This window comes from Longimycelium tulufanense, from assembly GCF_014645795.1.
Lineage (GTDB): Bacteria > Actinomycetota > Actinomycetes > Mycobacteriales > Pseudonocardiaceae > Longimycelium > Longimycelium tulufanense.
The window spans coordinates 88,982-103,764 of record NZ_BMMK01000008.1; the positions used below are offsets into that span (position 1 = coordinate 88,982).

General features: G+C 70.7%; 14 protein-coding genes. 13 read left to right on the forward strand and 1 reads right to left on the reverse strand.

What is annotated here, in order from left to right; genetic code table 11:
- Nucleotides 1-17: 17 nt before the first annotated feature.
- Nucleotides 18-1,712, reverse strand: a complete 1,695-nt coding sequence (locus IEY55_RS10655; protein ID WP_229686251.1) for an ABC transporter ATP-binding protein — start codon at nucleotides 1,710-1,712, stop codon at nucleotides 18-20.
- A gap of 202 nt (nucleotides 1,713-1,914) precedes the next feature.
- On the opposite strand from IEY55_RS10655, the gene IEY55_RS10660 reads away from it, so the two are divergent.
- The 13 genes from IEY55_RS10660 to mnhG all read left to right on the forward strand — a co-directional run bounded on the left by IEY55_RS10660 (nucleotide 1,915) and on the right by mnhG (nucleotide 14,713).
- Entirely contained in the window at nucleotides 1,915-3,498 is a 1,584-nt protein-coding gene (locus IEY55_RS10660) for an amidohydrolase (protein ID WP_189056574.1), read from the forward strand.
- Between the two features lie 88 nt (nucleotides 3,499-3,586).
- Nucleotides 3,587-4,663: a FecCD family ABC transporter permease gene (locus tag IEY55_RS10665; protein WP_189056752.1), complete on the forward strand. Its 1,077-nt coding sequence runs from the start codon at nucleotides 3,587-3,589 to the stop codon at nucleotides 4,661-4,663.
- A gap of 2 nt (nucleotides 4,664-4,665) precedes the next feature.
- Nucleotides 4,666-5,772: a FecCD family ABC transporter permease gene (locus IEY55_RS10670; RefSeq protein WP_373289993.1), complete on the forward strand. Its 1,107-nt coding sequence runs from the start codon at nucleotides 4,666-4,668 to the stop codon at nucleotides 5,770-5,772.
- Complete coding sequence (locus tag IEY55_RS10675) at nucleotides 5,769-6,623, forward strand: ABC transporter ATP-binding protein (RefSeq protein WP_189056577.1); 855 nt, start codon at nucleotides 5,769-5,771, stop codon at nucleotides 6,621-6,623. Before IEY55_RS10670 ends, IEY55_RS10675 begins: the two co-directional genes overlap by 4 nt.
- 164 nt (nucleotides 6,624-6,787) lie before the next feature.
- Nucleotides 6,788-7,996: a helix-turn-helix domain-containing protein gene (locus IEY55_RS10680; protein ID WP_189056579.1), complete on the forward strand. Its 1,209-nt coding sequence runs from the start codon at nucleotides 6,788-6,790 to the stop codon at nucleotides 7,994-7,996.
- A gap of 266 nt (nucleotides 7,997-8,262) precedes the next feature.
- On the forward strand, nucleotides 8,263-8,481 hold the full coding sequence (locus IEY55_RS10685) for a hypothetical protein (RefSeq protein ID WP_189056581.1): 219 nt from the start codon (nucleotides 8,263-8,265) through the stop codon (nucleotides 8,479-8,481).
- 278 nt (nucleotides 8,482-8,759) lie between these two features.
- A complete protein-coding gene (gene mbhE / locus IEY55_RS10690) occupies nucleotides 8,760-11,093 on the forward strand; it encodes a hydrogen gas-evolving membrane-bound hydrogenase subunit E (RefSeq protein WP_189056582.1) in 2,334 nt (777 codons plus the stop codon).
- Nucleotides 11,090-11,629, forward strand: a complete 540-nt coding sequence (locus IEY55_RS10695; protein ID WP_189056584.1) for an MnhB domain-containing protein — start codon at nucleotides 11,090-11,092, stop codon at nucleotides 11,627-11,629. The genes mbhE and IEY55_RS10695 overlap by 4 nt, the downstream gene beginning before the upstream one ends.
- Nucleotides 11,626-12,015: a Na(+)/H(+) antiporter subunit C gene (locus tag IEY55_RS10700; RefSeq protein WP_189056586.1), complete on the forward strand. Its 390-nt coding sequence runs from the start codon at nucleotides 11,626-11,628 to the stop codon at nucleotides 12,013-12,015. The genes IEY55_RS10695 and IEY55_RS10700 overlap by 4 nt, the downstream gene beginning before the upstream one ends.
- Nucleotides 12,012-13,553, forward strand: a complete 1,542-nt coding sequence (locus tag IEY55_RS10705) for a Na+/H+ antiporter subunit D (protein ID WP_189056588.1) — start codon at nucleotides 12,012-12,014, stop codon at nucleotides 13,551-13,553. Before IEY55_RS10700 ends, IEY55_RS10705 begins: the two co-directional genes overlap by 4 nt.
- Nucleotides 13,540-14,103 carry a Na+/H+ antiporter subunit E gene (locus IEY55_RS10710; RefSeq protein WP_189056590.1) on the forward strand — a complete coding sequence of 188 codons (564 nt, stop codon included), beginning with the start codon at nucleotides 13,540-13,542 and terminating at the stop codon, nucleotides 14,101-14,103. Before IEY55_RS10705 ends, IEY55_RS10710 begins: the two co-directional genes overlap by 14 nt.
- Nucleotides 14,100-14,360, forward strand: a complete 261-nt coding sequence (locus tag IEY55_RS10715; RefSeq protein WP_189056592.1) for a monovalent cation/H+ antiporter complex subunit F — start codon at nucleotides 14,100-14,102, stop codon at nucleotides 14,358-14,360. The genes IEY55_RS10710 and IEY55_RS10715 overlap by 4 nt, the downstream gene beginning before the upstream one ends.
- Entirely contained in the window at nucleotides 14,360-14,713 is a 354-nt protein-coding gene (gene mnhG / locus IEY55_RS10720) for a monovalent cation/H(+) antiporter subunit G (RefSeq protein WP_189056594.1), read from the forward strand. The genes IEY55_RS10715 and mnhG overlap by 1 nt, the downstream gene beginning before the upstream one ends.
- The last annotated feature ends 70 nt before the right edge of the window (nucleotides 14,714-14,783 follow it).

A 14,783-nucleotide genomic window follows, 5' to 3' on the forward strand; every position in this document is an offset into this window, starting at 1 on the left:
TTCGTTCGTCGCGGGCGTCATGTCAGCACCACCGAGCGGTAGTCCTCGCGCGCTGCGACCAGGTCGGGGTGCGGGCCGTCCGCGGTCACGGTGCCTCCGTCGACTACCACCACGCGATCGGTCACCGCAAGCAGCGCAGGGCTGGTGGTCACCAGAATCGTGGTGCGATCTCGCCGCACCTGTCGGATTCCGGCGGCGATTCGCACCTCGGTCACCGTGTCGACCGCGGTGGTGGGGTCGTGCACCACGAGCACCGGAGGATCCGCCGCGAGGGCGCGGGCGAGCGCCACGCGTTGCCGCTGCCCGCCGGACAGCGACCGCCCACGCTCGGCGAGCACGGTGTCCACACCGTGCGGCAGGGTCCCGGCGACCTCGTCCGCCGCCGCGGCCGCCATCGCCCGGCCGGCGTCGGTGCCCGGGGCGGTTCCGGCCAGGACGTTCTCCAGCAGGGTGCCCTCGAACAGGTCGGCATCGTGCTGGGCCACCAGGATGGCGCGGCGCACCTCGGCGGGGTCCAGCCCGGCCAGTCCCGCACCGTCCAGCTCGATCGTTCCGCCCGTGGGGTCGGCCTCCCGACCCAGGCACGCCAGCAGATCGGTCGCGGCCGCCGGATCCCTGGCCACGACCCCGACCAGGCTCCCGGCGGCAATATCCAGGTCGACGCCGCGCAACGCGCCGTAAGAAACACCACGCAACCGCACCGCACCGCCGACCGGCTCGGGCAGCGCCGCCGAACCCACCGGCACCGCGGGCGGTGCCGCGAGAACCGAAGCGATCCGGTCGGCCGAGGCACGTCCCTGGGCGAACTCGGCGTTGACGAAGGTGAGGAGCTGGAACGGCCCGAGCAGGAACTGGGCGAGGCCCACCGCCGCCACCAACTCGCCGACGCTGATCACGTCCCGCATCGCCAGATGCGCGCCGACCAGCGCGATGATCACGATGAAGATTCCGGTCAGCGCCAGCACGGCGCCGTCGTGCCCGGCCCGGCTGCGGGCCGCACGCAGCGCGGCCGCGAGCGAGTCCTGGCTGGTCCGCCGGTACCGGGACACCGCCGCCGCCTCGGCACCGATGCCCTTGAGTACCCGGAGCCCCGCGACCAGATCCGCGGCAACGCCGGAGGCCTGCGCGGCCCGCTCCTGCTCGACCCCGCTCCGCCGTTCCAGGGGCTGGCTGATCCGGTGCCCCAGCCACAGCAGCGGCGGGATGCCCAGCAGCACGAGCAGGCCGAGCGGCACCGAGATCCGCAGCAACGCCACCGCGCTGATCGCCAGGCCGGCGACCGCCGACATCCCGTAGGCCAGCACGGTGGCGACGGCGCCCACCCGCTTGGCGTCGCCGGTGGCGATGTTGACCAGCGCGCCCGGCAGCCGGCCCGCCTCCGCACCGCCCCGAGGGTCGAGCACCCGCGCGCCGAGATCCAGCCGAAGCCGGTGCGCGGCCTGCTCGCCGGCGCGCTCCGCGGCCCGGGCACCGGTCCGGTAGCAGGTGGAGAGCACGAAGAAGAGCACGCAGAGCACGAGCAGCCAGCGCAGTAACACGTCGAGCGAACCGGTGGCCACCGCCTGGTCGATCACCACGCCGATGACGACGGGGACCAGCGCCTCGCACCCCTGGTGCGCGATGCCCAGCACCGATGCCGCGACGAGGTGGCGCCGTTGGCCTCCGATCGCCGCCCGGAGGACGTCCCGCCCCGTCGGTCCTCCCGCGACCACTCGACCTACCTCCACAGACGCCGCAACTTGATAGGTAAGGCTACTCTAACTAGGGCCTCGGCCGGACCCCCAAACCGACCCGAACCGACCCAACCCAAGGGGTTTACGGCCAGGTCCCGGCGAGGCTTGAGACAGGTCTCGCGACAGCCATCGGGATCCGCGATAGATCTTGGAAAAAGGTCTCCGACAGGCGGGAGCGGCAATGCTCGACGTGCGGCTGGTGAACGCCAACATCCTCACCATGGATCCGGGCCGTCCCGTTGCCCGGGAGGTCGGCATCTGGCGCGGCCGCATCGTCGGCGTCGACGACGCCGTGGCCAGCCTGCCCGCACGCGCGGAGGTGGATCTCGAGGGCGCCACGGTGTTGCCCGGCTTCGTCGACGCCCACGTCCACCTCGCCTGGGCGGGCCTGCGAGCGCGCAGCGCCAGCGTCGCGCCGAGCCGCCGGGTCGCCGACGTGCTGGAGGTCATCCGGCGGGCCGCCGCCCAGAAACAACCCGGCGAGTGGGTCGACGTGGTCGGCTACGACCAGCGTCCGCTGGGACGACACCTCACCGCGGCGGAGCTGGACGAGGTCGCCGGCGACCGCAAGGTGTTCGTCGTACACGACTCCGGGCACGCCTGCGTGGTCAACAGCGCCGTGCTCGGCATGCTGCCGGCCGGCGTGCACCACGACAACGGGGTGCTGGCCGAGAGCGGTATGGCCGCCGTCCGGGAGCTGCGCCAGCCGTACTCGCTCGACGAGCTGGTCGACGCGATCGAGCACGCCGCCCGTACCTGCCTGGCCGAGGGCGTCACCGCCTGCGCCGAGGCCGGCATCGGCGGCGGGCTGATCAGCCACAGCCCGGTCGAGCTCGCCGCCTACCAGCGCGCCCTGGACGCCGGCCGGCTGCCGATCCGCGTCCAGCTCATGGTCGCCGCGACCGCGCTGCGCCAGGCTGCGGCACACCCGACCGACGGCATCCCGCGGGCGATCGACCTCGGGCTGCGCACCGGCCTGGGTGGGGAGCGTCTCTCGATCGGCGCGCTGAAGGTGTTCCTCGACGGCGGCATGATGCCCCGCACCGCCGCCCTGACCAGCCCGTACGTCGGGCTCGACCATGGCGGGCAGCTCTTTGGCGACCCCGCGGAGCTGCGGTCGGTCATCGTCGACGGGCACCGAGCAGGATGGCAGCTGGCGATCCACGCCATCGGCGACCGCGCGGTGGACCTGGCGCTGGACTCCCTGGAGGCGGCCCAGCGGGCGCACCCCCGGGCCGCGGCACGGCACCGCATCGAGCACGCCGGGCTGGTCCGCCCCGACCAGCTTCCCCGGTTCGCCGAGCTCGGCGCGGCGGCGGTCGTACAACCGAGCTTCCTGTGGTACCTCGGCGACGACTACGCCGAGATCATGGGGGAGGAGCGGGCCCCCTGGCTCTACCGGGGCAAGGGCTTCCTCCACCACGGCGTCCCGCTGGTGGGCAGCTCGGACCGCCCGGTCACGGCCGGGGCACCGCTGCGCGCGATCCAGTTCCTGGTCGAGCGGGTGTCCGAGGGCGGCCGCAAGATCGGCCCGGACGAGGCCATCGGGGTCGACGACGCCCTGCGCGCCTACACGGTCAACGCCGCGCACGCCTGCCACCGGGAGCACGAGCAGGGTTCGATCGCCCCGGGCAAGTTGGCGGACCTGGTGGTGCTCGGCGCCGACCCGAGGCGGGTGCCGACCGACCGGATCAGCCGGATCGACCTGGTAGCCACCCTGGTGGGGGGTGAGGTGGCCCACGGGGAGGACATCCTGGCGCGTTGATCCACCACGACCCCGTTGGTTAGCCTCACCTAAAGCTCACGCGTCACCCGTGTAGTGTCGCTCGTCCGGGGAGGTCTTCGCGTTGTCGGTGGCTGTCCAGGCGCCGGCCGGGACCGGCGGCGGTACCTCGTCGCCGGCCGCACCCGCGCCACCCGCGCACCACGCCCGGACCGCGACGCTGCGCGGGCTCGGCCTGCTCGTCGGGCTCGGCGTGCTCGCGGTGGTCGCCCTCGCCAGCATCTGGCTGGGCACGCGGGACATCTCCTTCCTCGGGACCTGGACCGTGCTGTGGCACCCCGACGGCTCGCACGACGCGGTCATCATCCACGACTACCGCATCCCGCGGACCCTGCTCGGCCTGCTGGTGGGCGTCTCCCTGGGGCTGTCCGGGGCGCTCATGCAGGCGCTCACCCGCAACCCGCTGGCCGACCCCGGGCTGCTCGGGGTGAACCTGGGGGCCTCGACCGGGGTCGTCGTGGCCATCGCTTTCCTCGGCGTGGGGACGATCCTCGGCTACGTCTGGTTCGCCTTCGCCGGCGCGGCGGTCGCATCACTGGTCGTCTACCTGCTCGGCTCGTCCGGGCGGGGGATGGCGACCCCGGAACGGCTCGTGCTCGCCGGCGCCGCGCTCACCGCCGTGCTGTACGCCTTCAACACGGCGGTCCTGCTGGTCAACCCCGGGGCGTTCAACGAGTTCCGGTTCTGGACCGTGGGCGCGCTCGCCGGCCGCTACCTGAACGTCGTGCTCGCGATCCTGCCCTTCGTCCTGGTGGGCGCGGTGATCGCGGTGGCGCTGGCGCGGCCGCTGAACGTGCTGGCGATGGGGGACCAGGTGGGCCGCGCGCTGGGCGCGCGGGTGGGCCGGACCAGGGCGCTGGGCGCCGTCGCGGTGATGATGCTGTGTGGTGCCGCCACCGCCGCGTGCGGCCCGATCGGCTTCATCGGCCTCGCGGTGCCGCACGTGGCCCGGTTCGTCGTCGGCCCGGACCAGCGCTGGGTGCTGCCGTACTCGATGGTGCTCGCGCCGATCCTGTTGCTGGGCGCCGACATCCTCGGCCGGGTGCTCGGCGCCCCGGGCGAGGTGCAGGTCGGCATCGTCACCGCGTTCCTCGGGGCACCGGTGTTCATCGCGTTGTGCCGCCGCCGGAAGTTGGTCGCCCTGTGAGCGTGGTGCGCGAAGCAGATCCGGCGCGGAGCGCCGAGAGGCCCCCGAAGACACCGGAGGCCGGTCGGGTGCTGGACGGGCTGGTCCTGCGCACCCATGGTGGGCGCCTCTCGTTGCGCCTCGACGGCCGCGCGCTCGCGGTCTCGGTGGTGCTGCTGGTCGCGCTGGCTGTGGTCATGGGGATCACCCTGACCAGCGGCGACTTCCCGCTCCCCCTCGGGGACGTGCTGCGATCCCTGGTCGGCGAGGGATCGCCGGGCGCGGACTTCATCATCTACACGCTGCGGCTGCCCCGGCTGCTCACCGCGGTGTTCGTCGGCGCGGCCCTGGCGGCCAGCGGCGCGATCCTGCAGACCCTGACGAGGAATCCGCTGGGCAGCCCGGACATCATCGGGTTCACCAACGGCTCGGCCACGGGCGCGTTGCTCGTGATCATCGTGCTCCAGGGCAGCATGACCCAGATCGCGCTCGGCGCGCTGGCCGGCGGGCTGGTCACCGCGGTCGCGGTCTACCTGCTCGCCTACACCCGCGGTGTGCAGGGATTCCGGCTCGTCGTCGTCGGCATCGGCGTGAGCGCGATGCTGCTCGCCGCCAACTCCTACCTGATCACCCGGGCCAGGTTGCAGGAGGCGCTGGCCGCGCAGTCGTGGCTGATCGGCAGCCTGCACGATCGTGGCCCGAACCAGGCGGCGGCGGTCGGCATCGGGCTGGCCATCCTGCTCCCGCTCGGCCTGCGCTTCGCGCGCCGGCTGTCGCTGCTGGAGATGGGCGACGACGCCGCGAAGGCGCTGGGGGTGAACGTGGAACGCACCCGGTTCGTGCTGTTGCTCGTCAGCGTCACGCTCGCCGCGATCGCCACCGCGGCCACCGGGCCGATCTGGTTCATCGCGCTCGCGGCCCCACAACTGGCGCGGCGGCTGACCCGCTCGTCCGGGCCCGGGCTGCTGCCGGCCGCGTTCCTGGGGGCCGTGCTCCTAGCCGCCAGCGACCTCGCGGTGCAGCGGATCCTGCCGTCCGCCCACCTGCCGGTGGGCACCGCGACCGGCATCATCGGCGGGCTGTACCTGGTGTGGCTGCTGGCCACCGAAGCACGACGGAGCAGGCTGTGAACGGAACGGGCGATCGGACGCCGCGGCTGCGGGCGGAGCACCTCACGCTCGCCTACGACCAGCGCACCGTGGCTACAGACCTCAGTGTCGCGATTCCCGACCGCTCCTTCACCGTCATCGTCGGGCCGAACGCATCGGGGAAGTCGACACTGCTCAAGGCGCTGGCCCGCATCATCAAGCCGCGCACCGGAACTGTTCACCTGGATGGCCGGCTCATCTCGGCCTACCGTTCCCGCGAGGTTGCCCGCAGGCTTGGACTCCTGCCGCAGACCTCCATCGCGCCCAACGGGATCAGCGTGCGGGACCTCGTGGTCCGCGGCCGGTACCCGCACCAGCGGATGTTGCGGCAGTGGTCGGTGGAGGACGAGGACGCCGTGCTCGACGCGATGCGGCTGACCGGCGTGCTCGATCTGGCTGAGCGTCCCGTCGACGACCTGTCCGGTGGCCAGCGGCAGCGCGTGTGGCTGGCCATGGTGCTGGCCCAGCAGACGCCGCTGTTGTTGCTGGACGAGCCGACCACGTTCCTCGACATCGCGCATCAGGTCGAGGTGTTGGACCTGTGTGCGGATCTGCACGAGCACAAGGGGCACACCATCGTCGCGGTGCTACACGATCTCAACCAGGCATGCCGCTACGCCACCCACCTCGTGGTGATGCGGCCCGGCGGTGAGATCGCGGCGGAGGGTGACCCGGCGGAGATCATGACCGCCGGGCTGGTCGCGGACGTCTTCGGCCTGCCCAGCCGGGTTATCGAGGATCCCGAGACCGGCACGCCCATGGTCGTCCCCGTCGCCCGCGGCCGCCGCACCCCAACCCCCGCCGCGGCGACGGCTGATTCCCAGGCGGGATAACGCCCCTCTCGCACCTACCATGAAACAGCGTCGGATCTGAGACAGACAAGCTACCTCTGTCCTGGTCGGGCAGTGGCTGCGCCACTACTCTCGGTGGCGACTTCTCATCGAGGGCTCATCCCGGGGCCGGCGAGGGGCCACCTACGGCGAGACAGGAGAAGGTCGTGCGTAGTGACCTTGCCGACAAGACGATCGGCGAACGCATCCGGACTCTCCGTGGCAAGCTGCTGACTCAGCAGCAGCTTGCTGACATGGCGCAGGTCAGTGTCGCTCTGATCCGCAAGTTGGAACAGGGGCGCCGCCACACGGCCTCGATCGGTAGCCTGCAACGCATCGCCCGCGCGCTCGACGTCGACATCGCTGTGCTCGTGGGCAAGCGCGGCTCCCTTCCCCCGAGTAGTCCCGACGAGGGCGTGACAGCCATCCGGCGCGCCCTCACACCGGTCGATGACCTCCTCGGCGAAGATCTGGCCACCGGCGAGCCACTCGGCATCGACGAAGCACGGCGAACCGTCGAATACTGCTGGGGCACCTACTGGTCTGGCCACTATGAGGCCTTGGGCTCACTTCTGCCGGCGGCGCTGGAGCAGCTCCGCGCGACCACGCACGCGGTGGAGAGTGACCAATGCGTCGAGGCTCACGAACTCTTGGCCCGCGGCTACTGGGTCACCGGATGCACGCTCGTACACCTCGGTCAACAGGACTCGGCATTCCTCTCCATCCGGCATGCGCTGACCGCCGCGGAGTTGGGAGGTGACCCCTTCCTGGCGGCCACGCTGCGCGGCTCAGTGGCGTGGCAACTCCTTGTCCAGGGCCGCTTTGACGAGTCGGCTCGAATCGCACTCCGCGCGGCGTCGACGCTCGAACCACACGGCGATGTCTCGCCTCCCCACCTGTCGTGTTACGGCAGCCTGGTGATCACCGCGGCCACCGCGGCGGGGCGGAACCAACGCGTCGGGCAGGCCCGCGAGCTGCTCGGCGAGGCTGACGCGGTCGCTCGGCGGATCGGTACCGACCGCAACGACTACGAAACGGCGTTCGGCCCGTCGCAAGTCACGATGCAGACGGTGGACGTGCACGTCGTCACGGAGCACTACCCCGAGGCGCTGAAGGAAGCCAAGGACATGCCCCGTGACAACGGGTTGCCGCTGGCCTCGCGCGCCCGGCACCTCGCCGACCGCGCATTCGCACACGCCCGGCTCGGACATGATGAGAAGGCCCTGCAGGCAGTGTTGACAGCCGAGAGCATGGCGCCCGATTGGATCAAGCATCAGGCCCTGCCGCGGCAGGTGGTCGCCGAACTGGTCGAGCGCGAGCGACGTGTCACAACACCCCTGCGCACTCTCGCACGCCGTTTGGGTGTGACCGTTTAGCCTCTCTGTGTAGTGGGACATTCTGTCCTACCCAGCCATAACTGATCATTCCTAGCGTCGCCTCCACTCAGCGAGAGTGGAGGCGACTTTTCTATGGGGCGGCCCGTCCAGATGCCGGCCTTGCGGTGCATGCAGCCATTGACGCCGGAGGAAGCCGAAGAATGGGACCGTCGGATGGAACCGCTGCGCGCCCGCCGTGTGCGCGTCCGGCTGGCGACCTCCGTTCCGGGGACGCCGCACCGGCCAGCGAGCAGGCCCGGTGTGTCGTGACGACGCTCGAGTTCTGGTTGGTGCGCGTCCCCGGTTCGCTCTCCCGTACCCAGGTGCACGCCTTCCCGGAGCCGGACCAGGACCCGCCCATCACCATCTGCGGGCTCGAAATCAACCGGGCCGACATCGAGAGGACGAGCGAGGGCATGCCGTGTGTTCCCTGCCTGCTGAAGGTCGCCGACGGCCTCGCCACGGCCGGCTCCCTACCGGGGTGAGGGGAGCACGCCGGGGGGCGAAGCGTGCTCCCCCAATAAATGCGATCACTTCTCACGTTGTCATCGGGTTGGTACCGGGTCACCCATTCGTCGGCTCCCCCGCTTTTCCGTTCGCCATCGGGTGATCCGGCGTGTCGCGCTCCTCAGCTACCGCGGGGCCGGGCAGTGAGGCCGTTACTGTCGTCGGAAGCCGGGTACGGACAGAGCAGTCCCCGTTTCGCTGGAGGATCCATGTCCCGCGGCGTTGCGCCGGTCCGGCCACCGGGGCAGGTGTGATCGTGCTGTTCCTGATCGCCGTGCACCTGGCGCTGGCCGCGGTGGTCCCGCTCCTCGTGCGTCGGCTCGGTCCGCGCGGTCTCCTCGGCGTCGCGCTGGTCCCCGCGATCACCTTCGGCTGGGCGCTCACCCAGGTTCCCGGGCTGGAGCGGGGCGCGATCCACCAGGAAACGTTGACCTGGTCCGCCGGGCTCGACCTGCGGTTCGACTTCCGGCTGGACGCGTTGGCCCTGCTGATGCTCCTGCTGGTCAGCGGTGTCGGCGCCGCGGTCCTCGCCTACAGCGCCTACTACCTCGGCGGCGATGCCGGTCGGGTGGGCGCCCTCCTGCTCGTCTTCGCCGGGGCGATGGCCGGCCTGGTCACCGCCGACCACCTGGTGACGCTTTACGTGTTCTGGGAGCTGACCACGGTCTGCTCCTTCCTACTCATCGGCGAGCAGGGCATCAAGGAGCAAAGCCGAAGAGCGGCAATACAGGCCGCGCTGGTGACCATGCTGGGCGGTCTGCTCATGCTGCTCGGCTTCGTGCTACTCGGGGAGGCAGCCGGCACCTACCGCCTTTCCGAGATCCTGGCCGCGCCACCGCATGGCGGAACGGTCCCGGCCGCGGCGGCGCTGATCCTGCTCGGTGCGTTCACCAAGTCCGCCCAACTGCCGTTCCACCCATGGCTTCCCGCGGCCATGGTGGCTCCCACCCCGGTCAGCGCCTACCTGCACGCCGCCGCGATGGTCAAGGCCGGGGTCTACCTCATCGCCCGGCTCACCCCCGGGCTCGCCGACGTCCCGTTCTGGCGGCCGGTCGCGCTGACCGTCGGCCTCCTCACCCTCATCGTGGCGGCGTGGCGCGCCCTGCGGGAGACCGACCTGAAGAAGCTGCTCGCCTACGGCACGGTCAGCGAGCTGGGCCTCCTCACCGCCCTGTTCGGCGCGGCCACCCACACCGCGGCGCTGGCCGGTGCGGTCATGCTGCTCGCGCACGGCCTGTTCAAGGCCACCTTGTTCCTGGTCACCGGCATCGTCGACCATCAGGCCGGGAGCCGCGACCTGCGGGAGCTGTCCGGCGTCGGGCAGCGGCTTCCCGCGCTGTCGGCGGTGGCCGTTCTCGCGGCGGCGTCGATGGCCGGACTACCGCCCTTCCTCGGCTACCTGGGAAAGGAGGCCACCTACGAAGCTTTCTGGCACGGCGACACACCCGACCACCTCGTGCTCGTCGCCCTGGCTGTCGGGTTCGTGCTCACCGTCGCCTACAGCGCACGGTTCCTGTGGGGCGCCTTCGCACACAAACCAGGCGTGGCAGCCACCAAAGTCACCCTCCCCGCCACCGGATTCGTGTTACCGGCGGGGGTACTCGGGGTGGCCGGTCTGCTGTTCGGACTGTGGCCACACGCATCCAACGTGCTCGCCACCCCCTACGCCGACCACTACCCGTCGCCAGTCGAGCGCTACCACCTTGCGTTGTGGCAAGGGCTGACCCCCACGCTCGTGCTCTCCGCGCTCGTGATCGTGTTGGGCCTCGTGGTTTACGCCGGCCTCGACCGGATCACGGCCGTTCGTCAGCGACTACCGGCACTGCCCGACGCCGAACGGGCATTCGAACGGACAGTGCGGGGAGTCAACCAGATCGCCGTCGGGGCGACCCGCTACACGCAGGCCGGCTCACTGCCGCTCTACCTGACCACGATCCTCCTGGTGGTGCTGGTCGGTCCTGGAACGATGCTCCTGTTCGGCACCACATTGGCCAGCCCGGCACCGCCGGATTTGGTCGCGGTGCAGCTCCCGCTCGCCGTGCTGGTGCTCGGGGCGGCGCTGGGTGTGCTGCGGGCACGGAACCGGCTCAGCGCGGTGCTTATGGTGGGCGTCGTCGGTTACGGGGTGGCCGGCCTGTTCGTCGTACACGGTGCGCCGGACCTCGCGTTGACCCAGTTCCTGGTGGAGACACTGACCCTCGTCGTCGTGGTGCTGGTGTTGCGCCGCATGCCGGTCCGCTTCACCCCGCTGGAACGGAGTTGGCGCCTGCGGTGGCCGCGATGGATCGCCGCGCTCGGCGTCGGACTGTTCGTCGGCACGTTCGCCGTCACCGCAACCGCGGCACGGACCGTACCCGCGGTGTCTCGGGAGTACGCGGACCGCAGCGAGGAAGCCGGGGCACGAAACGTGGTCAACGCGATCCTGGTCGACTTCCGTGCCCTGGACACCCTCGGGGAGATCTCCGTGCTGGCGGTGACGGCCGTCGGAGTGGCCAGCCTCGTGCTGGTGACCCGGCTGTCCGCCATCAAGCCCCGGCGAGTGCGCCAGCACGCGGCGCACAACCGGCGGACCGAGGAGGACCGACGATGACCCGGCCACGACGTCGACGCCCTCCCGGGTGGAGCCAACCCGCGGAGCGCTGGCTGCCCGGGGCGGACCAACTGCCACCCGAGCGGCGATCCGTGTTGTTGGAGGTCGTGGCCAGGCTGCTGTTCCCCCCGGTGCTGGTGCTGTCGTTGTACCTGCTGTTCGCCGGACACAGCGGCACCGGCAGCGGGTTCGCCGGCGGTCTGGTCGCCGGTCAGGCATTCGTACTGCGGTACTTCGCCGGCGGACGCGCGGACCTGCGCGCGGCCACACCGGTCCCGCCCTGGCTGCTGTTCGGCCTGGGACTGATGCTGGCCGCCACGGTCGGCGCGGTCCCGCTCGTGTTCGGCGAGCCGCTGCTCACCAGCGCGGTGCTGCACGCCGAGGTGCCGGTGCTGGGCGAGGTCGAGCTGGCCACCAGCCTGCTGTTCGAGATCGGCGTCTACCTCCTGGTCGTCGGGATGGTGCTGGAGTTGTTGCGCAGCCTGGGCGTGACCATCGAGTACGAGGCGGTGCAGGACGGGAGGGCGGGCACATGAGCTACCTCGACCTGACGATGGCCGTCGCCGTGGCCGGGCTCTACGCCGTCGGCTTCCTGCTCCTGCTGGAACGTTCCCTGATGCGCGTCGTGCTCGGCTTCATCGTGCTGGGGCACGGCACGAACCTGCTGTTGCTGGTCGCCGGTGGGCCGCCGGGCGCCGTGCCGATCCTCGGCCTGGCCGAGCCGGCGGCCATGGCCGACCCGCTGCCGCAGGCGATGGCACTGACCGCCATCGTGATCACCTTCGGCCTGACCACCTTCCTGCTGGCACTGGCCTACCGGTCCTGGACCTTCACCGGTCACGACGAGGTTCGCGACGACATCGAGGACCGCCGGCTCGAGTCGGCCGAGCACCGCCGGCAACGTGAACGGGAGCTGGCGTGAACGTCCTGCTGGCGGTCCCCGTGCTGCTACCGGTCCTCGCGGCCGGCAGCGCCATGGTGCTGGCCCGCTTCCGGCTGACCAGCCTGTTGCTCGGCCCGGTGATCCTGCTCGCGGTGTTGGGCACCGCCATCGCGTTGCTGGTACTGGCCGACCAACACGGTCCCCTCGTGGTTCAGGTCGGTGACTGGCCCGTCCCGATCGGCATCACCCTGGTCGCCGACCGGCTGTCGGCGCTGCTGCTCGTGGTCTCGACGGTCGTGACACTGGCGGTGCTGCTGTTCGCACTCGGCCAGCGGGTCACCGAAACCAGGTACCGCGTCTTCGTCCCGGTCTTCCACCCCTCCTACCTGCTGCTGGTTGCCGGGATCAACCTCGCCTTCCTCGCCGGCGACCTGTTCAACCTGTTCGTCGCCATCGAGATGATGCTCGCCGCCTCCTACGTGCTGATCACGCTCGACCCCACGACGGTTCGGGTGATCGCGGGCATGACCTACACGGTCAGCAGCCTCACGTCCTCGCTGTTGTTCCTCACCGCGATCGGCCTGGTCTACGCGGCGACCGGGACCGTCAACCTGGCGGACCTCAGCGCGAAGCTGGCAGCACTTCCCGTCGGCCTCCGCGCGGCGCTCGCACTGCTGTTGCTCGTGGTGTTCGGCATCAAGGCCGCGATGGTGCCGCTGCACTTCTGGCTGCCCGACAGTTATCCGACCGCACCTGCCCCGATCACCGCCGTACTCGCCGCGCTGCTCACCAAGGTCGGCGTCTATGCCATGCTGCGCACGCAGACGTTGCTCTTCCCCAGACCCGATTTCTGGCCGCTGTTACTGGTTCTCGCACTGGCCACCATGGCCGTCGGCATCATGGGCGCCATCGCGCAGGACGACATCAACCGGATGCTGTCGTTCATTCTGGTCAGCCACATCGGTTTCCTGCTGCTCGGGCTCGCGTTGTTCAACGTGGCCGGGTTGACCGGCGCGATCCTGTACATGATCCACCACATCACGGCGCTGGCCGCCATGTTCCTGGTCAGCGCACTCATCGTGTGGCGGGCCGGCACTTCGGCGATGCGCGAGATGGGCGGGCTGGTGCGGACCGACCCGGGCCTGGCCGCGTTGTTCTCGCTACCTGCGATGAGCCTGGCCGGGCTTCCGCCGCTGTCCGGGTTCGTGGCCAAGTTCGCCCTGCTGCGGGCGAGCGTCGACGCCGCCGCGGTGCTGACCTACACGCTCGCGGTCGCCGCCGTGCTCACCAGCCTGCTCACGCTCTACGCGCTGGGGCGCGCCTGGTCCCGAATCTTCTGGGGAGAACCGCGCGGGGCATCTGCCGGTCGGGAAGCACCCGACAAGCTGAAGGCGCGCACCTGGATGTCGTCGCCGCTACTGCCCGGTGCCACCGCGGTCCTGGTGGCGTCCGGCGTGCTGGTGGCGGTGCTTGCCGGACCGCTGACCGGGCTGAGCCAGCGTGCCGCGGCAGACCTGGCCAACCCACAGCAGTACCGGTCGGCCGTACTCGGAGGGGAACGCGATGGCGGTCCGTGAGGTACTGCGCCAGGTGAGGTGCCGACGCCTCGGCGCTGTCGGGCTCGTGGTCGTCTGGGTCCTGCTGTGGGGGTCGTTGTCCCCGATCGTCCTGCTGGGCGGGGTGCTGGTGGCGATCCTGGTGATCGGGGTGTTCCCGCTACCCGCACTCGAGCACCGGTTCCACCTTCGTCCATTGTGGATTCTCGTGCTGTTCGCCCGGTTGCTGGTCGACCTCGTCGTCTCGGCCGTGACGGTGGGATGGCAGGCCGTCCGGTACGGCAGCCGGACAAGGACCGGGATCGTGGCGGTACCGCTGCACGTCGACTCCGACCTGCTCATCGCGCTCACCGCCAACGTCACGTCACTGACACCCGGGAGCTACGTACTCGAGATCGACCGCCGGCACCGCGTCTGCTACGTGCACACCCTTCCCCTGCACGGGCGATCCGACGCCGAGCGCCAACGCCGCGAGGTGTGGGCGGTGGAGGAGCGGATCACCCGGGCTGTCGGCACTGACGAGCAGGTACGCGTGGTGCTGGAGGCACGACGGAGACGGGAGAGAACATGAATGTCGTCTTTGTAGCCGTATACGGGCTGCTGGCTATCTCCGCGTTCGTGGTGATGGTCCGGTTGCTCCGCGGGCCCGGTGCGCTGGACCGGATCATCGCGGTGGACCTGCTTGTCGTCCTGCTCGTCGCCGGTGTCGCGGTGGCCACCGCGATGGAAGGGCACGGCGCCTACGTTCCGCTGTTGGTCGCGGTGGCCCTGCTCGGATTCGTGGGTTCGGCGTCGGCCGCGCGATTGGCCACCATCCAGGAGCTGTGATGACCGCCCCGGACATCGTCTCCGCCGTGACGTTGCTCGCCGGCGCGACGTTCTGCCTGCTGGGCGCGATCGGTGTGGTGCGGTTCCCGGACACCGCCGCCCGACTCCACGCGGCAGCCAAGCCGCAAACCCTCGGCTTGCTGCTGATCCTGCTGGGCACCGCGATCCGGGTACCAGCCGACACCGTCATGGCGCTGCTGCTCGTCGCACTGCTGCAGTTGACAACCACACCGGTCACCGCCCAGATCGTCGGGCGCGCCGCGCACCGGATCAAGGCGATGAAGCGCCCGAACGTCGTCCTGGACGAACTCGGCACGCGGGACCAACCCCCGGCTCCGCCAAGCACCAGGTAACGGTTTTCCGTTGGCCGGCAGAGCACACGTTCCCGACAGTGCTCGTTCACAACGAGCACGCGCTCGTGTG